At 62.6% G+C, this 26,429-nt stretch carries 17 protein-coding genes; 8 read left to right on the top strand and 9 right to left on the bottom strand.

What is annotated here, in order from left to right; all coding sequences use genetic code 11:
- Window positions 1-150: 150 nt before the first annotated feature.
- The gene (locus M8Q45_RS05935) at window positions 151-13,137 is read right to left on the bottom strand and encodes a non-ribosomal peptide synthetase (protein WP_249873923.1); all 12,987 of its coding nucleotides are present in this window, start codon (window positions 13,135-13,137) and stop codon (window positions 151-153) included.
- Window positions 13,138-13,419: 282 nt separating this feature from the next.
- On the opposite strand from M8Q45_RS05935, the gene M8Q45_RS05930 reads away from it, so the two are divergent.
- Window positions 13,420-13,968 carry an RNA polymerase factor sigma-70 gene (locus M8Q45_RS05930; protein WP_030141922.1) on the top strand — a complete coding sequence of 183 codons (549 nt, stop codon included), beginning with the start codon at window positions 13,420-13,422 and terminating at the stop codon, window positions 13,966-13,968.
- Window positions 13,969-14,072: 104 nt separating this feature from the next.
- On the opposite strand, the gene M8Q45_RS05925 is transcribed toward M8Q45_RS05930, so the two are convergent.
- The 3 genes from M8Q45_RS05925 to M8Q45_RS05915 form a co-directional block, all read right to left on the bottom strand.
- Entirely contained in the window at window positions 14,073-15,086 is a 1,014-nt protein-coding gene (locus M8Q45_RS05925) for a GNAT family N-acetyltransferase (protein WP_249873922.1), read from the bottom strand.
- Window positions 15,087-15,154: 68 nt separating this feature from the next.
- Window positions 15,155-15,931: a substrate-binding periplasmic protein gene (locus M8Q45_RS05920; RefSeq protein WP_249873921.1), complete on the bottom strand. Its 777-nt coding sequence runs from the start codon at window positions 15,929-15,931 to the stop codon at window positions 15,155-15,157.
- Between the two features lie 117 nt (window positions 15,932-16,048).
- Window positions 16,049-16,675: a TetR/AcrR family transcriptional regulator gene (locus M8Q45_RS05915; protein WP_249873920.1), complete on the bottom strand. Its 627-nt coding sequence runs from the start codon at window positions 16,673-16,675 to the stop codon at window positions 16,049-16,051.
- A 177-nt stretch (window positions 16,676-16,852) separates the two neighbouring features.
- On the opposite strand from M8Q45_RS05915, the gene M8Q45_RS05910 reads away from it, so the two are divergent.
- Window positions 16,853-17,395 (top strand): 3'-5' exonuclease, encoded by a 543-nt coding sequence (locus M8Q45_RS05910; RefSeq protein WP_249873919.1) that lies wholly within the window; start codon window positions 16,853-16,855, stop codon window positions 17,393-17,395.
- Window positions 17,396-17,481: 86 nt separating this feature from the next.
- Window positions 17,482-17,766: a pyrimidine/purine nucleoside phosphorylase gene (ppnP, locus tag M8Q45_RS05905; protein WP_249873918.1), complete on the top strand. Its 285-nt coding sequence runs from the start codon at window positions 17,482-17,484 to the stop codon at window positions 17,764-17,766.
- 77 nt (window positions 17,767-17,843) lie between these two features.
- Here ppnP and M8Q45_RS05900 read toward each other — a convergent pair whose 3' ends face one another.
- Entirely contained in the window at window positions 17,844-18,653 is an 810-nt protein-coding gene (locus M8Q45_RS05900) for an MOSC domain-containing protein (protein ID WP_249873917.1), read from the bottom strand.
- Window positions 18,654-18,721: 68 nt separating this feature from the next.
- Window positions 18,722-19,645 (bottom strand): chemotaxis protein CheV, encoded by a 924-nt coding sequence (locus M8Q45_RS05895; protein WP_249873916.1) that lies wholly within the window; start codon window positions 19,643-19,645, stop codon window positions 18,722-18,724.
- A 480-nt stretch (window positions 19,646-20,125) separates the two neighbouring features.
- On the opposite strand from M8Q45_RS05895, the gene M8Q45_RS05890 reads away from it, so the two are divergent.
- The 3 genes from M8Q45_RS05890 to M8Q45_RS05880 all read left to right on the top strand — a co-directional run bounded on the left by M8Q45_RS05890 (window position 20,126) and on the right by M8Q45_RS05880 (window position 22,380).
- A complete protein-coding gene (locus M8Q45_RS05890) occupies window positions 20,126-20,596 on the top strand; it encodes a hypothetical protein (RefSeq protein ID WP_249873915.1) in 471 nt (156 codons plus the stop codon).
- 234 nt (window positions 20,597-20,830) lie between these two features.
- Window positions 20,831-21,724 (top strand): sensor histidine kinase, encoded by an 894-nt coding sequence (locus tag M8Q45_RS05885; protein ID WP_249877271.1) that lies wholly within the window; start codon window positions 20,831-20,833, stop codon window positions 21,722-21,724.
- Window positions 21,721-22,380 carry a response regulator gene (locus tag M8Q45_RS05880; RefSeq protein WP_030141912.1) on the top strand — a complete coding sequence of 220 codons (660 nt, stop codon included), beginning with the start codon at window positions 21,721-21,723 and terminating at the stop codon, window positions 22,378-22,380. Before M8Q45_RS05885 ends, M8Q45_RS05880 begins: the two co-directional genes overlap by 4 nt.
- Here M8Q45_RS05880 and yegS read toward each other — a convergent pair.
- The gene (gene yegS / locus M8Q45_RS05875) at window positions 22,364-23,281 is read right to left on the bottom strand and encodes a lipid kinase YegS (RefSeq protein WP_249873914.1); all 918 of its coding nucleotides are present in this window, start codon (window positions 23,279-23,281) and stop codon (window positions 22,364-22,366) included. The genes M8Q45_RS05880 and yegS overlap by 17 nt on opposite strands.
- Window positions 23,282-23,582: 301 nt before the next feature.
- On the opposite strand from yegS, the gene M8Q45_RS05870 reads away from it, so the two are divergent.
- Entirely contained in the window at window positions 23,583-23,891 is a 309-nt protein-coding gene (locus tag M8Q45_RS05870) for a hypothetical protein (protein ID WP_249873913.1), read from the top strand.
- Between the two features lie 61 nt (window positions 23,892-23,952).
- Here M8Q45_RS05870 and M8Q45_RS05865 read toward each other — a convergent pair whose 3' ends face one another.
- Window positions 23,953-25,143 carry a molybdopterin molybdotransferase MoeA gene (locus tag M8Q45_RS05865; RefSeq protein ID WP_249877270.1) on the bottom strand — a complete coding sequence of 397 codons (1,191 nt, stop codon included), beginning with the start codon at window positions 25,141-25,143 and terminating at the stop codon, window positions 23,953-23,955.
- Window positions 25,144-25,165: 22 nt separating this feature from the next.
- The gene (gene moaB / locus M8Q45_RS05860) at window positions 25,166-25,705 is read right to left on the bottom strand and encodes a molybdenum cofactor biosynthesis protein B (RefSeq protein ID WP_030141908.1); all 540 of its coding nucleotides are present in this window, start codon (window positions 25,703-25,705) and stop codon (window positions 25,166-25,168) included.
- A gap of 78 nt (window positions 25,706-25,783) precedes the next feature.
- On the opposite strand from moaB, the gene mobA reads away from it, so the two are divergent.
- Window positions 25,784-26,386: a molybdenum cofactor guanylyltransferase MobA gene (gene mobA / locus M8Q45_RS05855; RefSeq protein ID WP_249873912.1), complete on the top strand. Its 603-nt coding sequence runs from the start codon at window positions 25,784-25,786 to the stop codon at window positions 26,384-26,386.
- The last annotated feature ends 43 nt before the right edge of the window (window positions 26,387-26,429 follow it).

The raw sequence follows: 26,429 nt of genomic DNA, 5'->3' as shown, positions 1-26,429 counted from the left end.
GCCGCAGCGAGCCAGTCGTCAACCTTGGGTTTTGGGGGGCTGCCAATGAACCCATCGCGAGCAAGCTCGCTCCCACAATGGATCGGAGTCCAGAGATCAAATTGTGGGAGCGAGCTTGCTCGCGATGGGGCCGCTACAGGCACCGCAGCACTACAACCCTTCCAATTCCGCCATCAGGTCATTCAACCGATCCACCTTCTCCCCGGTGATTTCACTGGCCTCCAACCCACCGATGTATTCGGCCAATTCCCGCACGGTGCTGCACTCGAACATGGCCCTGAGCGGTACGTCGCGTTGCAGGGCTTTTTGCACGCGGGAGGCGATTTGTGTCGCCAGCAACGAGTGCCCGCCCAGTTCGAAGAAATTGTCCCGTACGCCCACCCGTTCGACCTTCAACACCTCGGCCCAGATACCGGCCAGGATTTGTTCAAGATCGCTGGCGGGCGCCTGGTAGTCCTGGCTTTGCAATTGGCCGATTGCCAACGCCGGTAACGCCTTGCGGTCGAGTTTTCCATTGGCGTTGAGGGGCAAGTGGTCGAGCCACAGCCAGTGCAGCGGCACCATGTATTCCGGTAATTCGCTGCGCAGGCGCTGTTTGATTCGATCCAGGCGTTCGCTCGGGCTCAGCGTGGCGTCGGCGGCAACCAGATAGCCCACCAGGTGCTTGCCATTGACGCCTTCCTGCACACCGACGGCCGCGTCGCGGACTTCGGGCTGCTCGTGCAACCGTGCTTCGATTTCCCCCAGCTCGATGCGGTAGCCACGGATCTTCACCTGATGGTCGATGCGCCCGACGTACTCCAGCACGCCATCGCTACGGCGGCGCGCCAGGTCGCCGGTGCGGTACAGCCGCTCGCCCGGTGCGCCGAACGGGTTAGGCACGAACACCGGCGCGGTACGCAGCGGATCGCCGACATAACCACGCCCCACTCCGGTGCCGGCGACGCACAACTCGCCCACCGCGCCCAATGGCACCAGTTCCAGCGCGCCGTCGAGCAGGTACAAACGGTTATTGTCGGTCGGCGCGCCAATGGGCAGGTAGATGCCACGGGTCGACGCCATGTCGACCCGGAAGAACGCCACGTCATCGGAACATTCGGCCGGGCCATAGGCGTTCACCAGGCCGATGTCCGGGTACCGCGCCAGCCATTGGTGAGCCAATTCCGGTGGCATCGCTTCGCCGGTGGGCAGCATCCAGCGCAAGCCATCCAGGCCGATGCGCTCCAGGGCGAGCATGCCCTGGATCAGCGACGGCACGCTCTCCAGCACGGTAATGCCCTGGTGCCCGACATGGTCGAGCAGACCTTGAGGGTCGTGGGCGATGGCATTGGGCACGATGTCCACCCGAGCCCCGAACAACGGCGCGGCGAGGAACTGCCACACCGAAATATCGAAGCTCTGGGACGCGGTCTGGGCAATCACATCCGTTTCATCTAGCGCCAGGTACGGCACCTTGCTGAGCTGGTTGTTGAGCATGCCGCGCTGCTGGACCATCACGCCTTTGGGCAACCCGGTGGAGCCAGAGGTGTAGATCACGTAGGCGAGGTGGTCCGGCCCGCTGTAAACGCCGGGATTGTCCACCGCCCTATCACTGGCCTGGACGTCTTCCCACACCAGCAGCTTCGGCCGCCCGGCACAGGCGAACGCCTCCAGCAAGGCCAGCGCCTGCTCGTGACAAGCCCGCGTGCACACCAGCAGCGGTGTGCGGCTCAGCTCGATGATGCGACTCAGGCGCTGGCTCGGCAGGCCTGGATCCAGCGGCAGGTAACCGCCGCCGGCCTTGAAGCTGCCGATGATCATGCCGAGCAAATCCAGGTCGCGCTCAGCGAGCAGCGCCACTGGCTGGTCGGGACCGACGCCCGCCTCCACCAGCGCGTGACCGAGGCGGTTGCTGCGCTCGTTCAACTCGGCATACGTCCAGGTGTCGTCCTGGCAACTGGCGGCAATACGTTGCGGATGAGCCGCCACCCGGGCCTCGAACAGCTCGACGTAACTCTGCTCCAGCGGATAGGTCCGCGCGCTCTGGTTGCAACCTTCGATGAGGAAATCCTTCTCTTCAGATCCGATCAGCGCCAACTCGGCCATGTCACCGTGGAAACCTTCCATCAACGCCAGCAGCAATCGCTTGAACTCGCCCAGCAGCCCTTGGACCGTCGACTCATCGAAGTAGCGCTGGTCGTAGGACAGGTGCAGCCCCAGGTCATCGCCCGGATAACACACCGCCGTCAGCGGGAAGTTGGTGTGGGTGCGGCCCGAATCCGAGGTGGCATCGAGGCTCTGGGCGCGGTCCAGCACCGAGACTTCCACCGGCGCGTTCTCGAACACGAACAGGCTGTCGAACAACGGCTGGCCCTTGGGCAGCTCGCTGACCTCCTGGATGCTCACCAGCGGCAGGTATTCGTACTCGCGCAGTTGCATGTTGCTGTCCAGCAAGCCGTTGAGCCATTGGCGCACGCTGCAGCGCTGGTCATCCGCCGGGATCCGCACCCGCAAGGCAACGCTGTTGATGAACAGCCCCACCGTGCGCTGCATCTGCGGCAGCTCCACCGGACGCCCGGCCACGGTGACGCCGAACAATACGTCGCGATCACCGCTGATACGGCGCAGCACCAGGGCCCACGCCGCCTGGGCGAAGGTGTTGACGGTCAATTGATGGGCCTGGGCCAGCTCCCGCAGGCGCGCACCGTCCCGGGCGTCGAGGCGGGTGTAGCAATCGCCGACGACCATGCCACCGCTGTCACCGGCGTGTTCGCGCAGGAACGGTCGGTCACCCGGGATCGGCGTGGTCCGTTCGAAGCCTTGCAGGTTCTGCTGCCACCACTGCCGGGCTTCGGCCAGGCCCTGGCGTTGCAGCCAGCCGATGTAGTCGCGATAGCGCGGCGGCACGGCCAGGCGAGGCTCGCGCTGTTCACCGAGGGCGGAGTAGATCTCGAAGAAATCATCCATCAGCAACGAACGGCACCACGCGTCGATGAGGATGTGATGGTTGCTCATCATGAACCAGTAGCGCGCCGCGCCGACCCGGATCAAACGCAAGTGGAACGGCGCCTCGTTCAACAGATCAAAACCCGCTTCGCGCTCGCGCTTGAGCAGCGCCTGGAGCTTGGGCTCCTGGGCGTCCTCGGGCACTTGCGTCCAGTCGAGGTATTCCACCGGTGTGCGGCCGGGCTTGTGGATGACCTGCAACATGTCTTCGCCGACATTCCAGCAGAACGAGGCGCGCAGGGCTTCGTGACGGGCGATCACTGCTTGCCAGGCCTGGGCGAAACGCTGGGGGTCGAGTTCGCTGTTGATGCGATAGCGGTCCTGCATGTAGTACAGGCCCGTGCCCGGTTCCAGCAATGTGTGCAGCAGCATGCCTTCCTGCATCGGCGTCAGTGGGTAGACGTCTTCGATCTCCGCCGCCGGCACCGGCAGGTTGTCCAGCTGTGCCTGGGTCAGTTTCGCCAGCGGGAAGTCCGACGGCGTCAGGCCGCCCGCCTCGTCCGCGAGGCAGTGTTCGATCAGGTGCTGCAACTCGTCGAGGTAGGTGGCGGCCAGCGCGGCGATGGCCTGGCGGTCATGACGCTCGGCGCTGAAGGTCCAGCGCAACGCCAGTTCGCCGCCACTGACCTGGCAGTCGAGGCTCAGTGCGTTGGGCAGCGGTGCGTCGGGGTCATGGATCGCGCCAAGCGCTTCGTCCACAGGTCGGAACAGCGCGTCCTGGCCGAGGGCATGGTCAAGCTGGCCGAGGTAGTTGAAGGTGATCGTCGCTTGCGGCAGGCCGGCCATCGCCTCGCGGGTGCCAATGTCTGCCAGGTAACGCAGCACGCCATAGCCGAGGCCCTTGTGCGGCACCGCGCGCAGCTGTTCCTTGATGGCTTTGATCGAGGTGCCGATATCAGCGGCGGACGGGCACAGGCGCAGCGGATAGACGCTGGTGAACCAACCCACGGTGCGGGTCAGGTCGATGTCATCGAACAGCGCCTCACGGCCATGACCTTCGAGCTGGACCAGCACCGATTCATGCTGGCTCCAACGGCACAGCACCCGGGCCAGCGCGGTGAGCAACAGGTCATTGACCTGGGTGCGATAGGCGCTTGGGGCTTGTTGCAGCAATTGCCGTGTGAGTTCGGCGTCCAGGCGCAGTCTGACAATCTCGGCATGCCGTTCCTGCCGCCCGCCGTCGGGACGCGCGCAAGGCAGCGTTACGTCCGGGCCGCTCAACTGGCCTTGCCACCAGCTCAACTCTTCGCGCAGGGATTCACTGCCGGCATAGGCCTGCAACCGAGCGGCCCAGTCACGGAACGGGCTGGTCTTGGCCGGCAATTGCAGCGTTTGTTTGTCGGCACATTGGCGGTAGGCCGTCTGCAGATCGTCCATCAACACCCGCCACGACACGCCGTCCACCACCAAGTGGTGAATGGCGATCAGCAGACGCTGCCGACCGTCAGGCAGCTCCGCCAACACGGCTCGCAGCAGCGGCCCAGTCGTCAGTTCGAAGCCCTGCTGCGCTTGGGCAAACACGGCTTCGCAGGCTTGCGGCGAATCCACCGACACGGCCTCCAGCAGCGCCCCTTCGAACACGGGTTGATGCTCGGCGCGCCACTGACCGGCGCTGTTGCCGAAGCCCAGGCGCAAGGCGTCGTGCTGCTCGAACACCGCGCGCAACGCTTGCTCCAGGTAACCCGGCTCCAAACGCAGGGTCGGCTCCAGCAACAGCGCCTGGTTCCAGTGATGTCGGTTGGGTATTTCATTGGCGAAGAACCAATGCTGGATCGGCGTCAGCCCCGACTCACCGCTCAATAATCCCTGCTCGGCGCTCACCTGCTCGTTGTGCGTGGCGACGGTCGCCAGGGCCTGCACGGTCTGGTGCTGGAACAAGTCCCGCGGCGTGAAATGCAGACCTTGTTGCCGGGCCCGGCTGACGACCTGGATCGACAGGATCGAATCGCCGCCCAGCTCGAAGAAGTTGTCGTTGAGGCCGACCTGCTTGACGTTCAGCACGTCGCACCAGATCGCCGCCAACGCTTGCTCCAGGGCATTGCTCGGCGCCACGTACTGTTGGCGATTGAGTTCGGGATCGGGCATCGGCAAGGCGCGTCGGTCAAGCTTGCCGTTGGCGGTCAGCGGCATGCTCGGCAACAGGATCAAGTGCCCGGGCACCATGTAGTCCGGCAGTTGCGCCTTGAGGTGATGCTTCAGCGCTTCGCGCAGCGCCGCTTGCCCGGCGGCATCCTGTTCGGCGATGTCGCTGACCAGGTAACCGGCCAATTGCTTGCCGCCCGACATATCCAAGGCCAATACCACGGCCTCGCGCACGGCGTCGTGTTCCAACAGGCGGTTTTCGATTTCCCCCAGTTCGATACGGAAACCGCGAATCTTCACCTGATGGTCGACCCGTCCCAGGTACTCCACCTGACCGTCGCCGCGCTGGCGCACCAGGTCCCCGGTGCGGTACAGCCGTCCGCCGTCAGCGCTGAACGGGTCGGCGACGAAACGCTCGGCGGTCATGCCCGCACGCTGATGATAACCCTGGGCCAACCCGGCGCCGCCGACATACAACTCACCCGTCGCGCCTTGGGGCACCAATGCCAGGTCGGCGTCGAGAATGTAGGCCACGCGGGCGCCGATCACGCTGCCGATCGGCACGCTGCCCGCGCCCTCTTCCAGTTGTTCCGGGGCGAGGCTCGCCAGGGGCATGACCACGGTTTCGGTCGGGCCATAGGCGTTGAAGAACAGGCTCGGGCTGAACGCGGCGCGGATGCGCTGCAAATGTTCGCCGGTCAGGGCTTCGCCACCGGTGATGCACATGCGCACCGGCAGCGTCTGGCCCTGGGTTGCCAGCCATTGCGCCAATTGGCTGCCATAGCTGGGCGTGAAACCGAGGATGTTGATGCGGTGCTGGCGGATCAGGCCGCAGATTTCTTCGGCATCCCACTGGCCCTGCGCACGCAGCACCACGTGGGCGCCACTGAGCAACGGCACCAGCAAGCGCTCGGTGGCGGCGTCGAAATTGATCGAATAAAAATGCAGTTCGCAGTCATCAAAGCGCATGCCGAAGCGTCGGATTACCGCCTGGCAATGCATGGCGATCTCACCGTGGGACACCACCACCCCCTTGGGTTTTCCGGTAGAGCCGGAGGTGTAGATCAGATAGGCCTGATGTTGCGGCAGGTTGATCGGCGACGGCGATTGGTCGGGATAATCCGCCAGGGCCGCACGGTCGTCTTCCAGGCACCAGCGCTGCACGCCTTCCGGCAGTTCGCCGAGGGCCTGGAACATGACCCGATCGCTGAGCAGCAAGCAGACGCCGCTGTCCTCGATCATGTAGAGCAAGCGGTCCAGCGGGTATTCCGGGTCCAGCGGCACGTAGGCGCCACCCGCCTTGAGGATCGCCAGCAGGCCGACGACCATGTCCAGCGAGCGCTCCAGGGCCAGCCCTACCCGGACCTGCGGGCCGACGCCGCGGTCGCGCAACATCCAGGCCAGGCGATTGGCCCTGCGTTCGAGTTCGCCATAGGTCAGGGTCTGCCCGGCGAACGTCAGCGCCGGCGCATCCGGGCGCAACCGGGCCTGCTCTTCAAACAATGAATGGATGCATTGATCCAGGCGATGCTCACCCGGCTCTTCGCCGAGGCTGTCGAGCAACTGCTGCTGTTCACTGGCGTCCAGCAGCGGCAGCTCGCTCAGCCGCCGAGCCGGATCCACCAGCAGCGCTTCCAGCAGGTTGCGCCAATGCCCGGCCATGCGGGCGATGCGGGGTTCGTCGAACAAGTCGGTGCTGTAGGTCAGGCAGCAGCCCAAGCGCTGGTCAAGGTCAGTGACCTCCAGATTGAGATCGAACTTGGTCGCCCGCGCATCGTTGACCAGGTAGTCGACGTTCATGCCGGCCAGCGTGCGGCTCTGCTGGAATTCCCAACGCTGCACGTTGCACATCACCTGGAACAGCGGGTTGTACGCCGCGCTGCGCGGTGGCTGCAAAGCGTCCACCAGATGATCGAACGGCAGGTCCTGGTGGGACTGGCCCTCAATCACCGTGTGGCGCACCTGCTCGAACAGCTCGCCCACGGACATCTGCCCGTCGAGTTGGCAACGCAGCACTTGGGTATTGAGGAACGCGCCGATCAGCCCTTCGCTTTCCGGACGGATGCGATTGGCCACCGGCGCGCCGATGCGCAGGTCGGTCTGGCCGCTGTAGCGATAGAGCAGCACGGCCAGGGCGGCGGTCATGGTCATGAACAGGGTCAAGCCATGTTCGGCGTTGAAGGCACGGACCCGCGCGGCCAAGTCGTCGCTGAGGTCGAAACGGAACAGCTCGCCGCGATGACTTTGCACCGCCGGACGCGGGCGGTCCGCCGGCAATTCCAGCAAGGGATGTTCGCGGCCCAGTTGCGCGGTCCAGTAATCGAGCTGGCGCTGGCGCTCGCCGGACTCCAGCCATTGGCGCTGCCAGGCGCTGTAGTCGAGGTATTGCACCGGCAACGGCTCCAGCGGTGACTCGCGGTCATCGATGAAGGCTTCGTACAGCGCACTGAGCTCGCGGGCGAAAATGTCCATCGCCCAACCTTCGGTGACGATGTGGTGCAGCGTCAGCACCAGGTAATGTTCGCGCTCGGCGGTCTTGACCAGGCAGGCCCGCAGCAGCGGCCCGGTTTCCAGATCGAAGGGTTCGTGGGCCTCGCTGTCCGCCAGTTGCTGCACGCGTTGTTGGCGAAGGTCGGCGTCGAGCATGGAAAAATCTTTCCAGTCCATGCGCAGGCCCGTCTCGTCGTGTACCTGTTGGCGAGGCACGCCGTCGATGCTTGGGAACGTGGTGCGCAGGGTTTCATGGCGCAGGATCAAGGCCTGCAACGCCGCTTCGAAGCGCCCGACATCCAGCACCCCGCGCAGGCGTGCCATGCCGCCGACGTTATAGGCCGGGCTGTCCGGCTCCATTTGCCAGAGGAACCACATGCGCTGCTGGGAATAGGACAGCGGCACCGGTTGGCTGCGGTCGACTTTCTCGATCGGCGGCTGGCGGTTGGTCCGGCCGCTGGCCTGGATCAGCCGCACCTGCTCGGCGAAGGCGCCCAGCTCGCTGGCTTCGAACAACGCACGCAACGGCAGCTCGACGTCGCAGGCCTGGCGCGTGCGGGAGATGATCTGGGTCGCCAGCAACGAATGGCCGCCCAAGGCAAAAAAATCATCCCGCAGGCCGATGCGGGCAAGACCGAGTACGTCGCGCCAGATTCCGGCGATCTGCTGTTCGAGGGCGGTGGCCGGCTCGACGTGTTCGCGCACCTGCCATTGCGGCTCCGGCAAGGCGCGACGGTCGAGCTTGCCGCTCGGGCTCAAGGGCATGGCGTCCAGGCGCAACAATTGCGCGGGCACCATGTAGTCAGGCAGCTCGCTGGCGAGGGCGTTTTTCAGGCGAGCGGCCTGGGCGGCGGCAGCTTCATCAAGCGCTGCTGCGGTGTAATAACCGATCAACTGCGGACCGGCCGCCGTGTCACGCACCAGTACCGCTGCCTGGACGATGCCATCCTGGGCCAGCAAGCGCGCCTCGATTTCCTGTGGCTCGACGCGGAAACCGCGCAGCTTGACCTGCTGATCGAGGCGGCCAAGGTATTCGATCACGCCGTCGGCATCCCAGCGCGCCAGGTCGCCAGTGCGGTAAAGCCGCGCGCCAGCCAGTCCCTGGGGATCGGCGATAAAACGTTCCGCCGTCAGCGCGGGACGCCCGAGGTAACCCCGGGCCAGGCCCAGGCCACCGATGCACAGCTCACCCGGCACGCCGACGGGCACGGGATTGAGTTCGCTGTCGAGGATGCGGCACAGCACGTTAGCCAAGGGACGACCGATGGGCGAGCGCTCGCCATCGTCGGCGGTGCAATGCCAATGGGTGACGTTGATGGCGGTTTCGGTCGGGCCGTAGCGATTGTGCAACTGCGCCGCCGGCAACTGCGCGAGCACGCGGCTGCGCAATTCGGCCGGCAAGGCTTCGCCCCCGGAGAAAATCCGCCGCAGGCTCGTGCAACGGGCACTCAAGGGCTCGTCGACAAACAGGCTGAGCAGCGCCGGGACGAAGTGCAACGTGGTCACGCCGAACTGCTCGACCAGTTGCGCAATGCGGTGCGGGTCGCGGTGTTCGCCCGGGCCCGCCAGGACCAATTGGCTGCCGGTGATCAGCGGCCAGAAGCACTCCCACACCGACACGTCGAAACTGATCGGCGCCTTTTGCATCAACACGTCGGTCTCATCCAGCCCATAGGCGGCCTGCATCCATTGCAGGCGCTCAGCCAGGGCCGCGTGAGTATTGCCGACGCCCTTGGGTTGGCCGGTCGAGCCGGAGGTGTAGATCACGTAGGCCAGATGATCGCCGTGCAGGTGCAGCCCCGGCGGATTGCTCGGCCATTGCTCCAGATGCAGCGCGTCCATGGCGATGACGCTGACGCCCTCGCAGGCCGGCAAGCGGTCGAGCAGCGCGGTTTGCGTCAGCAGCAGATCGACACCGCTGTCGTGGAGCATGTAGGCCAGGCGTTCGCTCGGGTAATCGACATCCAGCGGCACGTAGGCGCCGCCGGCCTTGATGATCGCCAGCACGCCGATAAGCAACTGCGGCGAGCGTTCGGCGGCAATCGCCACGCACACGTCCGGGCCGACACCTTTGTCCCGCAGATAATGGGCCAGCCGATTGGCCTGGGCGTGCAGCTCGGCGTAGTCCAGCGAACCACCGTCCCACTGCAATGCAGTGCGTTGCGGCGTGCGGCGGGCCCGTTCGTTGAGCAGCTCCGGGAGCCATTGCGTGGCGGGCGCGCAGGGCGCCGCCGCCCAACACTGCTGCTGAGCCAGTTCTTCGGCGCTCAGCAGCGGCAAATCGCCGAGGGCCTGTTGCGGATCAGCGCTGACCGCCCGCAGCAAGCTGCAAAAGTGTTCGGCCAGGCGTGCGATGGTCGCCGCCTCGAACAGCTCGTCCGCGTAGTCGAACGACAGTGTCAGCCGCCCCTGGCGGTCTTCTTCGCTGTGCAATTGCAGGTCGAACTTGGCTTCGCGGCTGTGCCACGGCAATTCATCGGCCAACAACCCCGGCAGGCGGCGCAACGCGCCAAGGTCGCGCTGCTGGTGGTTGAACATCACTTGGAACAGGCCTTGTTCGCGAGCCTGGGGGAAGGTTTCCAGCAATTGTTCGAAGGGTAGGTCCTGATGAGCCTGGGCGCCGAGCGTCGCCTCCCGGGCCTGGGCCAGCAGCGCGGCGAAGGGCTGGCGCGAATCGGTTTGCGCGCGCAGCACCTGGGTGTTGATGAAGAAGCCGATCAGCCCTTGGGTTTCCAGGCGCGGGCGGTTGGCGTTGGGCACGCCGATGCGCAGGTCGGATTGGCCGGTGTAGCGCTGCAACAAGGCCTGGAACGCCGCCAGCAACAGCATGAATACCGTGGCGTCGTGCGCCTGGGCGACCTGGCGCAGGGCATCACCGAGCGTTTTGTCCAGGCGCAGGCTATGGCGCGCGGCGCTGCGATGCCGCTGGGTACTGCGCGGATGGTCGGTATTCAACGCCAGGGTCGGGTGCTCGTCGCCCAATTGCTCTTTCCAATAGCGCAGTTGGCGCTCGGCTTCGCCCTGGGCGAGCCATTGTCGCTGCCAACTGCCGTAGTCGGCGTATTGCAGGGGCAGCGGTGCCAGTTCGGCGGTGTGTCCTTGGGACGCGGCGGCATACAGCCGCGAGAACTCGTCGATCAAGACGTTCATCGACCAGCCATCGGCGATGATGTGATGCATCGTCACCAGCAATTGGTGATCGTCTTCAGCCAGGCGCAACAAGGTGACCCACAGCAGCGGTCCCTTTTCCAGATCGAATTGAGTGGCCGCTTCGTCTTCGCGGATCTGCCGCGCCCGGGCTTCGCGCTCGTAGGCAGGCATGTCGCTGAGGTCGATCACCTGAAGATTGAACTCACCGGCCGGATCGATCTGTTGCAGGGCCACGCCATCGCGCTCCAGAAAGCGCGTGCGCAAGGATTCGTGGCGCTCGATCAATTGCTGGAAGCCCTGGCGCAGCGCTTGTTCGTCCAGCTCGCCACGCAGGCGCAGGGCGCCGGGGATGTTGTAGGCGCGGCTAGCAGGGTCCAACTGCCAGGTCAGCCACAAACGGTTCTGGGCCAGGGACTGCGGCAGGGCTTCATCGCGCGCCAACGCCTTGATGGCGCCTTGGGGTTGGCCACCGTCCTGTTGCAGGTTCGCCACCGCCGTCGCAAAGGCGCCCAGGGTCGGCGCTTCGAAAAGCAGGCTCAGGTTGAGCGCCAGGCCAAGGACTTCACGCAGCCGCGCAATGACTTGGGTGGCTGCGATGGAGTTGCCGCCCAGCAGGAAGAAATGGTCGTCGCCCCGCACCCGATCGATCTGCAACTGCTCGCACCAGACTCGGCCGATCAGCGCTTGCAGCTCGGACACCGAGGCGGACTCGTCGACCGTCTCAGCCTTGGCCGAGGGAAACAACGCATAGCTGTCGAGGCTGCCGTCCACCCATCGGGTGCGACACGCCGAACGTTGCAGCTTGCCGCTGGACGTCTTCGGCAGCGCCCCCGGGTTGAGCAGCACCACCACGCTCGGCGCTTGCTGGCAGGCGTCGGCCACGGCTTGGCGAATCGTCTTGATCAGGGTTTCGGGAGGCAGGATTTTTTGCACGCTGCGGCTGATCTCGGCGGCAATCCCGATGCCCTCTTCGCCCGCCTCATTGACGGCGAAGGCCGCGACACGGCCTTTGCGCACCACCTCCACTTCACGCTCGATGGTTTGCTCGATGTCCTGCGGGTAAAGGTTGTGCCCGCGTACGATCAGCATGTCCTTCAAGCGTCCGGTGATGAACAGCTCGCCTTCGCGGACAAAACCCAGGTCGCCGGTGCGCAGCCAGGTGCGGCCGTCATGCCGGACGAAGGTCTTGGCGCTAGCCTCGGGGTTGCGCCAGTAACCCTGGGCAATGCTCGGCCCGGCGGCCCAGACTTCGCCGACCTGGTTGTCGGCCAACGGTTGCAAGGTGTTGGGCTCGACGATCAGCACCGCATGGCCCGGCTGGCTCACACCGCAGCTCATCACCGCGCTGCCCTGCCCCGGTTCGGCGCGGTTTTGCGTCAAGGCCGCGTCGTCCATGCGCATCGAGGGAATGCCCTGGCCACGCGGCGTGCCGGCGACGAACAACGTCGCCTCAGCGAGCCCGTAGGAGGCCATGAAACTGTCCGCCGTGAAGCCGCACGCCGCGAATTTCCCGGCGAAGCGCTCCAGGCTGTCGAGGCGGATCGGCTCGGAGCCGGAATAAGCGACGCGCCAGCCGCTCAGGTCGAGGCGGCCCAGGGCAGACTCACTGACCCGTTCGCTGCACAAGCGATAGGCGAAGTCCGGGCCGCCGCTGATGGTGCCACCGTATTCGCTGATCGCTTCGAGCCAGCGCAACGGCCGGGCGAGAAAATAGGCCGGCGACATCAATACGCAAGGCACGCCACTGAAGATCGGCTGCAGCAACCCGCCGATCAGCCCCATGTCGTGGTACAGCGGCAGCCAGCTGACGATGACATCGTCGGGGTTCACATCGATGCCGAAGCCATGGCGGATCAGCAGCTCATTGGCGACGAGGTTGCCGTGGCTGACTTGCACGCCCTTTGGCAATGCGGTGGAGCCGGAGGTGTATTGCAGGAAAGCGATGTCATCATCTTGCAGGTCCGGCGCCCGCCATTGCTCGGCGCAGGCCGGATCAAGGGCGTCGACGCACATCACCGACGGCGCCGATTCGATGGCTTGCAAGGCCTCGCGCAAATCAGCAGTGGTCAGCAATAGCCGCGGCTCGGCGTCGGCGATGATCGACAGCAAGCGCTCCTGATGATGCCGACGGGTGGACTCCGGCGGGTAGGCCGGCACGGCGATCACGCCGGCGTACAGGCAGCCGAAGAACGCCGCGACGTAATCCGGGCCGCTGGGGAACAGCAGCACCGCCCGATCGCCGATTTTCGCTTCGCCCTGCAACGCCGCCGCGATCGTCCGGGCGCGCCGGTCCAAGTCGCAATAACTCAGTACCACGCCCTGCTGCGGATTGTCGGCCAGGAAGCGCAAGGCGACCCGATCCGGTGTCAACGCGGCGCGGCGCTGGAGGGCATGGGCCAGGGTGCTGGGGAGTTCGAACGCGTCGGTCATGGGGGTTCCTGCCTGAAATTCGGCTTGCAAGTAGTCACCCATGGGGACGGATAACACCGCCAGATAATTAGTCGCCGCCCTCGGGCACCGCGCGCGCAGCGGCGCTCAGGCGCGCAGGACCCCGTGACAACGAGTCGCAGCGTCCAGGCTGGACTTCCTTTCATCAATAATTCTTCTTCTCAATTGACAATAATTATCATTAAGCCTAATTTGGCCCCCGATGTGTAGGACGGATCCGCTGGCCCGACCGTCCTGCTAACTAATTGCAGCAAGGTGAATTCCATGACGGAACAAGTATCCACAAGCAGGTGCGACTCACCGCTACTTCAGGCATTCGTCGATAACCGAACCATCCTGGTCAAGATCGCAGCGCGCATCACCGGTTGCCGATCCCGCGCGGAAGATGTGGTTCAAGACGCGTTTTTCCGGCTGCAATCGGCGCCGCAAATCACCTCCTCCATCAAGGCCCAGCTCAGCTATCTGTTCCAGATCGTGCGCAACCTGGCGATCGACCATTACCGCAAGCAAGCGCTGGAACAGAAATACTCGGGCCCTGAAGAGGAAGGCTTGAACGTGGTGATCCAGGGAGCTTCGCCGGAAACGTCGCATATCAACTTTTCCACGCTCGAGCACATCGCCGACGCGTTGACCGAGCTGCCCAGCCGTACTCGCTACGCCTTCGAGATGTACCGCCTGCACGGGGTGCCGCAGAAGGACATCGCCAAGGAATTGGGCGTCTCGCCAACCCTGGTGAACTTCATGATCCGCGACGCCCTGGTGCATTGCCGCAAGGTGTCGGGGGTGCGCGGGGATACGTTTGCGCGGCGGTGATCCTTCGGTGGACTGACTGGCCTCATCGCGAGCAAGCTCGCTCCCACATGGACTGCTGCGATACTGGCGTGGGAGCGAGCTTGCTCGCGATGGGACCCTGGGGATTACATCAACGAACAGCGGTCGAAAAACCGTTCCCGCCCCAGGATCATCAGCGCCGCCCGCTTATGCGGGAAGTCGAATTCCTTTTCACAATGGAAGCATTGGTTGTGCAAATGCCCGATCATCCGGGCGTTGTCGGCCCGCGGCTCGGCCACCACGCGCTGGGTGCGTGGATCGTCGAGAAACAAGTAGTGCACCAGCGCTGACAGCCAGCTCGCGACTTTATGCGGGCCCCGGTGTTGCTCCTCGCCCACCAGCATGTGGATGCCGCGGTCGTAATCGTGGGCGTCATAGAACGGCGCGATTCGATCTTCCTTGGCCCAATAGGCTTCGAAATAGGCGAATGGCTGCTCGTCGAAACAGCCGATCAGCGTCAAGATCCGAGGGTCGTGCTGCAGTTTGCCCAGATACTCGCGATGCTGCTCCAGGCTGCCCTCTTCTTGCCAGAAGCTGGCAACCCGAGGGCTGTTCTGCCAGCGATTGAAGCGCGTCAGGTCCTGCTCGATTTCGAGGGTTCGCAGGGACACCCAAGCCCCCAGCCGCGCATCGAAACGTCGATACACCTCGCCTCGTGGCTTGATCGGTCGACGAGGATGGCGCTTGCCATCGGTGATGATCATTTGCTGTGGATAACTGCCATTGAATGCTTCCCCCAGCCAGGGTTGCGGCAGTTGCCAGAACAAGACGCGCTCACAGACGTATTCGTTCACCTCTGGCGTGCCCGCCAGCAGGCCACTGAGCAAGGCTTCGCCGGGACGTTCGTCAAGGTGCCAGACCAGTTGCTGGCAATCGGGATCCCTGGCAAACAACCAATAGCAGGCGGCCCACAGCGCCGGCCCTACAGGCCGGTCATTGGGTTCTTGAAGATGCACATGAAGTTGAGGGCCGCGCTCCAGGCGCAGACGAATCAAGGGCGCGCCTTCGAGCATCAGGCTCAGATGACGCTCGGTTTCATCAGCGCCGAGGTGGCGGCCACCCGGCAAGGGCAGCGTTGTGGAAGGTTTGGAGATGGGCATTGAAGCGGCTCACGTATTCGTCGATGGTCAACGAGTGACGTGAGCCAGCATGGGAAATTTAGTCTGGCTCAATGAGCGTGTGGTGGCACCAACTCGATCCGGTAGGGCTGGAAGATCTCCAACATCTGCCCATTGCCCCGCAGTTTCTGCAGCAACTGTTGGAACACATCGGCACTGAGGGGCGCCTGGGGTCGGATCAGCGCGTAATGGTGATAGATCTGGTCGATGCGCTCGGAAACCAGCAACTGGGGGCCTACCTCAGGATTTCGCAACAGGTAGTCGCTGAGGTAAGAGCGGGTCACCAAGGCAATATCCGCGCGCCCGCGCAGCACCATCTGCAAGTTGCTGTCGTGGGAATAGGTCAGCGTGGCGTTGTACTGCCCGATAAGGAACTTGGGGTCGGGGTTGAACTTGGCAAAGGCGTAATGATAACCGCTGAACAACGCCAGGCGCTTGCCCCTCAGGTCAGCGAAATAGGATTGCTGGCGATCTGGCTGGCGCTGGGTCACAAAGATCTCGGCGTCTTCCAGTCCCATGTCGACTGCGGTGTGTGGCACATCCTGCCAGCCCCAGTCCGGGTTCTCGAAGATCGCCATGTCGACGCGTCCCTGCTTGAAATCATTGAAGCGGCGCGGAATCGAAGTGGGCACCAGGACGAACTGGTAATCGGCCTGCGATCGGTTCAAGGCCTCCACCAGTTGCGGCAGCAGGCCGGTGTCGGCGCCGTTTTCGGGTCGAACGGTATAGGGTGGAAAATGTGCCGCGCCAATCCGCACCCGCTGCGCCGCCTCGAGGGAAGACGTCAGGAAAAGAGCCAGAGCGGCCAGCAAAACACGTGAGGTCATCCCCATCGGCAATAACGTCAAGATACCCCACTCCCCTAAAAGACCCATCAATACAGTGACGCTAGGCGGTTTCAGCCGCTTAGCCAGCCATGCGGCCAATTTTAAGCCAGCGATTGCTTATTGTTTTTCTGCCAACACGAGGATCAGGGCCTGCTCGGCCAGTTCATCGAGACTCAGGCTGCCTTCGGTGCGAAACCAGGTAGTGGTCCAGGACAACGCACCGGTCAGGAAGCGCCGGGTAATGGACACGTCCCCGCGAATATACCCGGCCTCCTTGGCCCGCCCCAAGACTTCAAGCCAGACATCTTCATAAATATTGCGCAGGGCCAGGACGTGGCGCTGTCCGTCCGCGGACAGGGAACGCCACTCATAGACCAGCACCGCCATCGCCTCGCCGGTGCCGCCCATGATCGACTGCAATTCGCAGCGGATCAGCGCCAGCACCTGCTCACGCACACCGCGAGCCTCGACCAGGGCCGCGCGCATCAACGCAGTGTTGTAGCGGATGGTTTCCTCCATCACCGCCCGAAGGATCTCGTCCTTGCTCTTGAAGTGATGAAAAATGCTCCCCGACTGGATGCCCACGGCACTCGCCAGGTCGCGCACAGTGGTGCGCTCGAAGCCTTTGTTGCGAAACAGGTGAGCCGCGGTCTGGAGCAGTTTGCCGCGAGCGCTGTCCGGGTCGGTCAGTTGACCGTTGTCGACCAGCTCGCGCATCACACCCTGGGTTTTTTGCTCGTCCACCTGCGTTCTCCCACAGTCGATCAACCCATGCACGGCCATTTCATCAAATCGCCAACGGCGTGGGCAATTTAAGCTGGCCGGGGCAACCTAGCAAGCACTCGGGGCCAGGACTAGGCGGATACGCCGGGTTTGACTACGCTCAAACCCATCAGCACGCCGATACCGGGAACCTTAGCGATGCCTCACTGGCTGGTGATTGATCTGGAGGCCACCACTGATGAAGGTGGCTGGCCGGTAAGCGAAATGGAAATTATCGAAATCGGCGCCAGCCTGGTGAACCGAGACGGCCGTGAGGTGGATCATTTCCAGCGGTTTGTCCGGCCACTGCGGCGACCGCTGCTCACCCCTTTTTGTCGCCAGCTGACTCACATCAGCCAGGCCAACATCGACAGCGCCGCCCCGCTGACCGAGGTCTGGCCTGTGTTCGAGCGTTGGTTGGCGCCCTATCACGCCAATCTTGAGGGCTGGATCAGCTGGGGTGACTACGATCGCAAGCAATTGCTGCAGGAATGGCAGCAACAACAACTGCAAAGCGTGCTTGGCCAGGTTCAGCATATGAATCTCAAGCAACGCTTCGCCAAGGTCCGCCGGCTGGAGCGCCCCTTGGGGCTCAATGCCGCGTTGCAATTGGCCGGGTTGCAGTTCTGTGGGCAACAGCACCGCGCACTGGAGGACGCCCGCAACACGGCGCGATTATTGCCCCTTGTGCTGACAGGCTGAGCGGTTGCCGGGCGCGACAGATGACGACTGTTGTGGCCTTGTGCATACTGGCCGGCCTTTTTCAGCCCTTTCTCGAGGAATCGCCCATGTTTAAAGTCAACGAGTACTTCGACGGCACCGTCAAGTCGATCGCGTTCGGCACTGCCGAAGGCCCAGCGACCATTGGCGTCATGGCACCGGGCGAATATGAATTCGGCACTGCCCAGCGGGAAATCATGCACGTCGTGTCTGGCGCCCTGACCGTAAAGCTGCCTGACAGCACCCACTGGGAAACCTTCGAGGCCGGCAGCCAGTTCAACGTCCCGGCCAACAGCAAGTTCCAGCTCAAGGTCGCCGTCGACACGGCCTACCTGTGTGAATATCGCGCCTGATATTTTCGTGGAGAACGTTGTCTGGTAAATAGAAATGCCCGTGTCATTGGACACGGGCATTTTTGTTCTTGGGTGTTTTATTCCAGCACTTCGACCGGCATCCCCACTTCAAGCCTGCCGTTGCCGTCATTCACCAGGTTCTGCCCGAACATCGCGCCGTCAGGCGTCGAACGGTACTGCTGCAACGTCGCGAAAGGCTCACGATTCGGATCGCGCTCACCGGTTTGCGGATCGACGGTGGTCATGATGCATCTTGAGCATGGCTTGACCACCCGGAATTCCACGTCGCCGATACGAATCCGCTTCCAGCCGTCTTCGGCAAATGCCTCGCTGCCCTCGATCACCAGGTTGGGACGGAAGCGCAGCATTTCCAGGGGGCGGCCGACCTTGCCAGACAGATCCTGCAATGAGGCCTGTCCAATCAACAACAAAGGAAAACCATCGGCGAAAGCGACCTTGTCGTCGTCCCGGCCATAGCCGGCTGCCGTGGTACGGGCCAATTCCACCGGGACATGGACCAGCCGGGTGCGCTGGCCGATGAATTCGCTGACCCAGGCCGCCGCCTCGTCCCCGGCGTCTGGCACCCGCAAGGTGTCGCGCCAGATGATCACGCCGCGTCGTTGTTCTTCGATGACCGGCGGCAACGCCGCTTCGAAGGTGCCGTAGCCCGGCGCACTGAGCGTCAGGCCGCCCGCCTCGTTCCACAAGGCCGACAGCTGGCTCATTTTCGCCACGGCCCGCTGGGTCAGGAATCGCCCGCTGCCTTCATCGACGAGCATCCAGCGGCGGTCACCGTCCAACCCCAGCTTGTCCAGGCCAATCCCTTGCAGCGACTGCCCCCTGCCGGATTTCAACGGATAACGATACAGCGCGCTCAGCCGCAACATGGTCAGCTCCCCAGGCGAAAAAAAGCCACCTTATACGAGCCGGCCACCGAAGCAAACCGGGATCGGTATCAGTCGAGCATCAGCCGCTGGCGCACCACGTCTACCAGCTTGTCCGGCTGGAATTTGGAAAGGAAATTGTCACAGCCGACCTTCTTGACCATCGACTCGTTGAAGCTGCCGGAGAGCGAGGTATGCAGCACCACATAGAGTCCACGCAAGCGCTGATCGTTGCGAATCTCGGTGGTCAGGCGATAACCGTCCATTTCCGGCATTTCGGCATCGGTGAAGATCATCAGCAACTTGTCAGTCATCACCTCGCCGAAGTCCGCCCAGGCCTTGAGCATGTTCAGCGCCTTCAGGCCGTCGCTGGCGATGTGCATCTTCACGCCCAACTGGCCCAGGGTGTCACGCAATTGCGAGAGCGCGACGTTGGAGTCGTCCACCAGCAGCACCTCACGGCCACGGGCGCGCTCCAACACCGGGTCTTCGAGCTTGTCCCGGGAAACCTTGGCGTTGTAAGGGACGATTTCGGCCAGGACTTTTTCCACGTCGATGATTTCCACCAACTGGTCGTCCACCTTGCTGATGGCGGTCAGGTAATGCTCCCGGCCAGCGCTGGTCGGGGGTGGCAGGATGGCTTCCCAGTTCATGTTGACGATGCGGTCCACGCCACCCACCAGGAACGCTTGGACGGAGCGGTTATACTCGGTGACGATGATGGTACTGTTCGGCCCCGGCACCAGCGGACGCATGCCAATGGCCTGGGACAGGTCGATGACTGGCAACGTCTGGCCACGCAGGTTGACCACGCCGCAGACGAATGGATGGCGCTGGGGCATCAAGGTCAGCTTCGGCAGTTGCAACACTTCCTGGACCTTGAACACGTTGATGGCGAACAATTGCCGCCCGGCCAGCCGAAACATGAGAATTTCCAGGCGATTCTCACCCACCAGTTGGGTTCGTTGATCTACTGTGTCGAGAATGCCGGCCATCGATGACTCCTGGGCTTGTTCGGATGAATCCTGTAATGGCGCTATCGGCGCCCTGCGCCAAATCTTGACCCTGAAATGAAATATCAAGGCGAGAGATTGATATCACATTAACATCATGCTTTACTGGCCTCCTGCTTTTTTCACCCCCTGTTTCCCGCCGCGCGACTTCGGTTTGCGGACAAAGTTCCCCTACCTAAGGGTTTCCCCTAGGCACAATCAGGTCCAACCTGATATTCCCGCTATTCAATAGCCATTAATGTGACGCCATTCTCATTGCTGAACGGAGTCAGGCTTTTGTGCGCGACCACAGGACATCGACCTTCCAGCCTTTCGGCCGATCCCACCCGTGCAATCGTTTGCGTGCCGGACTCTGCCAAGCGGCGGGGATGCGCGAGGCGCCGTCGTTCGTTCACGGCCATGAGATCCAGCGTTCGCCACACGCGATTTACTTTCGCCTGACATGATGTTGTGGAGATAAGCATGCCGAACGATCGCAAGAACTGGAGCCAGCGCCTTCCAGAGTTCCTGACCGAAGCCGAGACACTCTTGGCCAAGTCGGAGGAATGCCTGAGCCACCTGCAACTGATCAACAACGACAAGGACGCTATTGATTGCATGCTCAGCACGTTGCTGAAATTGGCAAACAAGGCCGATGCCCTGGCGTTGGAGGCCGTTTCGGATTTTTCATTGCATATCCATGGCCTGCTCACCCATGCGCAAAATCACATGGAGTTGCACGACCAGGCGTTGGGCGCATTGAAAGACTGCTTCACACTGATGGCCTGGCAGCTCGAACTGGTTGACCAAACCACCGGCAAATTGAGCCTGGACAGCAGCGAACAGACCTCTCTGATCGAAGCGTTCGCGTTCCAGGTGGGCCAGAATCCTTGCCAGGGGCCGCAAACTCCACGCCCGCTGGCGCTGGTACCCTACGCTCAGAAACAAGCATGAAACCGCCCGTCGTGGCAGCCAGCCAAGTGCCCGGCTCACCGAGCTTTGCTACCACCAAGCCGAGCGCGACCAACGATATTTGAAGTGGTACTATGTCTTCCGTCAGTCACTTCGAACCGCCGCGCCAAAAGCCGCCAACCGAAGCCGTCCTCGACCTGAACCTTTTACCCGACCCGGCCCGTCAGATTCCCTGACTGGCCTGCCCGCAGCGAACATCCATTGGCTCCATCCGTTATGTACGCCAGCTTCAAGTCATTTACCTCCTGGCCACCTTCCCGAGAAAACGCCCGTCGGCTCACACTTTTGCTGTGCATCTGCTCGACCCTCGGCTGCCTGCTGGCCTACTGGTCGGCCATGACGGTGCCGCTGAGCTTGCTGACACTGAACATGGCGGCCTTGACCTGCGTCTGGATCCAGTATCGACTGTCGCGCAAGTCGATCAAGTTCCAGCCCCAGGAACTGGCCGACCGACTGCTGGAAGTCCAGGAAAACGAACGTCATCGACTCAGTCGCGAATTGCACGATGACATTGGCCAGTTGCTGACCGCGGCCAAGCTGCAGAGCGAATGGCTCAAGCGCCGCATGCCGCAAGAGCTGCAAGACCAATGCACCGTCCTCAGCGAAACGCTCGACGAGACCCTGAACAAGGTGCGCGATGTGTCGGCGATTCTCAATCCGAGGCAATTGACCAGCCTGGGCCTGGAAGCCAGCCTGCGTGCGCATTTGCTCAAGACACTGGCCAATACGCCCGTGAACTGGAGCCTCGATTGCCAGCAGCGCATGACCGGCATACCGGAAGAAATGACCGTCGCCGCCTTTCGCATCACCCAGGAAGCGGTCACCAACATTCTGCGCCACGCCCAGGCAAAGAATCTCCTCGTGCGCCTGCAACGGCTGCCCGAAGGTTTGACATTAGTGATCAGCGACGACGGTCAGGGATTTGTCCCAGCCGACCACCCTGCCCGCGAAGGACAGCGCGGCATGGCCGGCATGTCGGAGCGGGTCGAGCAACTGGGCGGCACGCTCAAAGTAGTCAGCGAGGCCGGCAAAGGCACGCATATCGAAGCTCGTTTTCCCTGGGCACCCCGCGCCCTGGAGCGGGCCAGCAAGAATAAGGTTCTCCATTGACTTGTAATTTGCTCTTGGTAGATGACCATTCGCTTATCCGTGCGGGTGTGCGCGCCCTGGTCCTGGACCTGCCTGGCTACGCCGTTGTCGGCGAAGCCAATGACGGCTCGCAGTTGCTGGAGCTGGTAGAACGGCTCAATCCCGACATCGTGCTGCTGGATATCTCCATGAAAGACACCAGCGGCCTGCAAGCCTTGCAGCAACTCAAACGAGTGCGTCCGCACAGCAAGGTCCTGATCCTGTCCATGCACACCGACCCCGCGCTCATCATGCAGGCGCTGGAATCAGGAGCGCACGGCTACCTGCTCAAGGACACGACCCCCACCGAACTGGGCCACGCGCTGGAAGCCCTGCGCAACGACGAACGCTACCTGAGCCCGGCCATTGCCCACACCGTGATCAACCAGGCCCTGACCCGCGTCCAAAAATATCAGCCAGATCCTGCCCAGACCCACAACCTGACGGCACGCCAGCTGGAAATCCTGCGACTGATCGTTCGCGGCAAGTCCACCCGGGAAATCGCCAACGGCCTGAGCCTGAGCATCAAGACGGTGGAAACCCACCGGGCTCAAATCATGAAGCGCCTGCAAATCCACGACGTGGCCGGGTTGGTCTTGTTTGCCGTGCGCGAGCAGATCATCAGCCTGGACGATTGAGCTTCGTCGAGCCTCCCAGCAGAGGCGAATCGGCGGGCAGATGGACACGTAGCGCCTGGGGGCGAACCGTAAAACGCAGGTCGTCTACTTGCAACGGTTCGCCGTCCAGATTGATGTCGAGGCCTTGGGCCACCTTGATTTCCACCCACGGCAAGCGTGCTCGCACGAACATGTTGTCGATGCCCAGCCCACCGGCCAGCAAATCCTTGAGCGTACTCACCACTTCCTGAGGCGCCGGCAAGATACTGATATCGAGCAAGCCATCGTCCGCCAGCGCCTCCGGACACAGCAAATGCCCTCCTCCGGCCTGCCGGCCATTGCCAATGCCCAGCGCCAACAGATCGCCCCGCCAATGAAAACCGGGCCCCTGCAGCTCGCCATAGGCTGCGCTCAACTCGCTGAAGCGCGATAAGCCGGTGAACAGATAGGCAGCGCCACCGAGGATTTTTTTCAGGTCCTCGGAGGTGTTCGCGGTCACCTGGCTACCGAAACCGCCCGTGGCCATGTTCAGAAAGATCTGCCCGCCAACTTCACCAAGATCGACCGCCCGCGGCGTGACATCCAGCAAGTCCAAGGCGCGATCCGGTTCCAGCGGCACGCCGGCGGCCCGGGCAAAATCGTTCGCGGTACCCAAAGGCAGCAATACCAGGCTGGCATCGCCGGATTGCTGGGCAATGGCTTCGGCAATATCGCGCAAGGTCCCATCCCCGCCGCCAGCAATCACCCGGTTATAACCCGCGTCCAGGGCCTCATCCACGCACCGCCGGGCATCCCCCGCTTCCCACGTCAACCGCACGGCCAGGTCCCAGCCTTGTTTGCGCTTGAGCATCACTGCCGCGCGAACCTCTTCGTTGAGCGCTTGCTTGCCGTGCAGGATCAATAGCGCCTTGCCTTTGCTCATCGTTGTCTCCGTCATTGGAAGGTTCAGGAAATGGGACCGCACATTCGCTGGAAATAGCCCCGGACTGGGCGATATCCATAAAAAACCGGATCAATTTCTCGATTCCAAGAACTTTCTTACAAGACTTGGCGAATCAGCTCAATTGACCCCCTAACCGTATTGAGACACCTTGACAGGGTGTTGTGCTAAACCTCTAAACAACCATCAGACAAGGATGTGTAACCCATGGATGGATATGTCACGGCCCCCTGGGGCCCGCTCACGCGCTCAAGAAATCATGGCGACAGGGAGGAAATGCCCGATGCATAGCCATGAATACAAGCTGTCACCCCGCCACCTCGCGTCCTTCGGGAACGAACCGGCAGATCTCAAAAGCGCATGCAAACGTTGCAGTAATCCCGTTGGAGGAATTGATTTGGAACCGCGCGTCGTTGAATTGGAAACCCACCTCAAATACATCCGAAGGGACATGGATGAAATCCGTACCGACGTCAAGGCCGTACGACACCGCCTTGCCTATCTGGCGGGTGCGGCGGCAGTCGTGGTCGGGCTGCTGGGGTGGGTCGCGAACAATCGTTTCGACCAGTTGGTGATGCTGCTGTCGCGATAAAGGCAACAGCGCGTAGAGACCCGATGCAGAATCGGGCCGCAGCGCGTTAGCGATTGCCGGGCTAGTCCAGGACTTCGCTCAAGGGGATGAAACTGACGATATCGCCTTCAGCCAGCGTCCTTCCTTCGAGGACTTCCACCAGCCCTTCGGCCCAGGCGGCACTACGCAGGACACCGGAGCTCTGGTTGCGATAGATGATGGCTCGACCATTTTCGATGCGTCCTCTCAAGAACTCTCGTCGATTGCCTGCCTTCGTCCAGACGAAACCGGCGGGCACCTGGAACTTGAGAGGCGACACCGCCTGAACGCCTTGGCGACGCAACAGATAAGGCCGCGCCAACAGGGCGAAGGTCACCAGGGTCGAGGCAGGGTTTCCAGGCAGGCCGATTACCGGCACGCCGCGAAAATGCCCGAACGTCAGCGGTTTTCCCGGCTTGATGGCGAGTTTCCAGAGCGTCAGCTCTCCTTCTTCACGCAACGCAATGCCCAGGAAATCCGCCTCCCCCACCGATACACCGCCCGTGGAAAGAATCAGGTCGACGTCCGATAGCTGAGCCAGGCATGTGCGAGTAGTGGCCAGGTCATCAGGCAGGATACCCGCATCGACCACATCACAACCCAGGCGTTGCAACCAACCACAGAGCAATACGCGATTACTGTTATAGATCTGCCCCGGCCCCAAGGGCTGGCCGGGCTCTACCAGCTCATCACCTGTGGACAGCACAGCAACTCGCACCCTGCGTATCACGTCCAGCGATGCACACCCCAAGGATGCCGCAAGCCCCAACTCAATCGGCCCCAGGCGAGTGCCGGCGCCGAGAACCTGCTCTCCAACGGTTGTTTCCTGTCCTTGAGGACGGATGTTCTGCCCGCAGGCCATGGGCTGGCTGAATCGCACCCGCTGGTCGTCTTCGACGATGACGTTTTCCTGCATCTCGACGCAATCGGCGCCCATCGGGGTCGGCGCCCCCGTAAAGATCCGTGCACAGGTGCCTGCGGCAAGGGGGGCCGGAGATTGCCCGGCAAAAATCCGCTGGCTGACCACCAGCGGTGTTTCACCGTCCCAGTCAGCCAGGCGCAAGGCGTAACCGTCCATGGCGCTGTTGGGCCATGGCGGGAGGTCGAGCGTCGAGACCAGATCCTCCGCCAGCACTCTTCCCTGGGCCTCGGCCAACGGCACTCGTTCGTGCTGGACGATGGGCGTGGCGGCCGCCCTCTCGAGCAAGCGCTCCAAGGCGACCTCGACGGCCATCAAGGCACCCGTCTTGCCCGGTTTACCCACGGGATTCACAAGGCGCCGCCTGTTTCAAATGGGCCACGAAATTGCACGGCCTGTGCCGCGCGTCGAGCTGCTCGGCGAGGATTCCGTCCCATCCCGTGCGCACCGCGTTGGTCGACCCAGGCAGGCAACATACCAGCGTCCCGTTGGCCAGGCCGGCCAGTGCCCGTGACTGGACAGTGGAAGTGCCGATGTCCGCCACGGAAATCTGCCGGAACAGCTCGCCGAAACCATCGACCTGCTTGTCCAGCAGGCACGCAACGGCCTCCGGCGTGCTGTCGCGCCCGGTAAAGCCAGTACCACCGGTAATCAACACCACCTGTACGACATCGTCGGCGATCCAGGCGGCAACTTGCGCCCTGATCTTGTACAGATCATCTTTGAGCAGGACCCGTGCCGCGAGGTTGTGCCCGGCCTCCGTGAGGCGATCGACAAAGACCTGGCCCGAGGTGTCGGTTTCCAGGGTACGGGTATCACTGACAGTCAGCACCGCGACATTGAGCGGCACGAAAGGTACATCAGCCTTGGCTTTCATAGGCTCGTCCAGTTGTAGGGGAAACAGCCTGGTGTTATATCACAGCGTCCCATTTTTTCGCCCGTGCGGAGACACCCGATGAGCTTGAATAATCCCCTGCCACCTTGCTCTGTCCTGCTCCTTGCCGGCGGACGCGGTCAACGCATGGGGGGGCAGGACAAGGGCTTGCTGGAATGGCGAGGTGAACCGCTGATTGCCCACCTTCATCGGCAAACCCGCACCCTGAGCGACGACCTGATCATTTCCTGCAACCGCAACCTGGAACGCTATGCATCGTATGCCGACCAGTTGGTTCATGACGACGAAGGTGACTTTCCGGGCCCGCTGGCTGGAATCCGGGCAGGTCTCAAGGCAGCGAAGCATCCCTATCTGCTGGTGTTGCCGTGCGACGTACCGCAAATCGACTCGAGTCTGCTGGACAGCATGCGCGAAACTGCCAGCAAACATCCTGACAAACCACTGATGGTGCGTCACGGCGAACATTGGGAGCCGCTGCTGTGCATCATTCCCCGCGCCTTGTCAGCCACGTTCGAACAGGCCTGGAGCGACGGAGAACGCAGCCCCGGTCGCATCATGCGCACGCTGCAAGCAGTCGCCTTGCAATGCCCGTCCAACGATCCCCGACTGGCCAATCTCAACACGCCGGAACTCCTCGCCCAACACAAAGGCGTGTCAGATTGACACTAGCCAGGAACTTGCGCGCGATGTATACGTCTGAAGGTCA

Origin of the sequence: Pseudomonas sp. T1.Ur (assembly GCF_023516725.1) — a bacterium.
GTDB lineage: Bacteria > Pseudomonadota > Gammaproteobacteria > Pseudomonadales > Pseudomonadaceae > Aquipseudomonas > Aquipseudomonas alvandae.
The sequence above is the reverse complement of the archived record's forward strand: the minus strand, read 5'-3'. Positions and strand labels throughout refer to the sequence as shown.

Coding starts and splice junctions, on each gene's coding strand:
- M8Q45_RS05890 (WP_249873915.1), top strand. CDS start 20,126: ATGCCGAACGATCGCAAGAACTGGAGCCAGCGCCTTCCAGAGTTCCTG.
- moaB (WP_030141908.1), bottom strand. CDS start 25,705: ATGAAAGCCAAGGCTGATGTACCTTTCGTGCCGCTCAATGTCGCGGTG.
- M8Q45_RS05930 (WP_030141922.1), top strand. CDS start 13,420: ATGACGGAACAAGTATCCACAAGCAGGTGCGACTCACCGCTACTTCAG.
- M8Q45_RS05870 (WP_249873913.1), top strand. CDS start 23,583: ATGCATAGCCATGAATACAAGCTGTCACCCCGCCACCTCGCGTCCTTC.
- M8Q45_RS05925 (WP_249873922.1), bottom strand. CDS start 15,086: ATGCCCATCTCCAAACCTTCCACAACGCTGCCCTTGCCGGGTGGCCGC.
- M8Q45_RS05895 (WP_249873916.1), bottom strand. CDS start 19,645: ATGGCCGGCATTCTCGACACAGTAGATCAACGAACCCAACTGGTGGGT.
- M8Q45_RS05885 (WP_249877271.1), top strand. CDS start 20,831: ATGTACGCCAGCTTCAAGTCATTTACCTCCTGGCCACCTTCCCGAGAA.
- M8Q45_RS05910 (WP_249873919.1), top strand. CDS start 16,853: ATGCCTCACTGGCTGGTGATTGATCTGGAGGCCACCACTGATGAAGGT.
- M8Q45_RS05935 (WP_249873923.1), bottom strand. CDS start 13,137: ATGACCGACGCGTTCGAACTCCCCAGCACCCTGGCCCATGCCCTCCAG.
- yegS (WP_249873914.1), bottom strand. CDS start 23,281: ATGAGCAAAGGCAAGGCGCTATTGATCCTGCACGGCAAGCAAGCGCTC.
- M8Q45_RS05900 (WP_249873917.1), bottom strand. CDS start 18,653: ATGTTGCGGCTGAGCGCGCTGTATCGTTATCCGTTGAAATCCGGCAGG.
- M8Q45_RS05865 (WP_249877270.1), bottom strand. CDS start 25,143: ATGGCCGTCGAGGTCGCCTTGGAGCGCTTGCTCGAGAGGGCGGCCGCC.
- M8Q45_RS05920 (WP_249873921.1), bottom strand. CDS start 15,931: ATGACCTCACGTGTTTTGCTGGCCGCTCTGGCTCTTTTCCTGACGTCT.
- mobA (WP_249873912.1), top strand. CDS start 25,784: ATGAGCTTGAATAATCCCCTGCCACCTTGCTCTGTCCTGCTCCTTGCC.
- ppnP (WP_249873918.1), top strand. CDS start 17,482: ATGTTTAAAGTCAACGAGTACTTCGACGGCACCGTCAAGTCGATCGCG.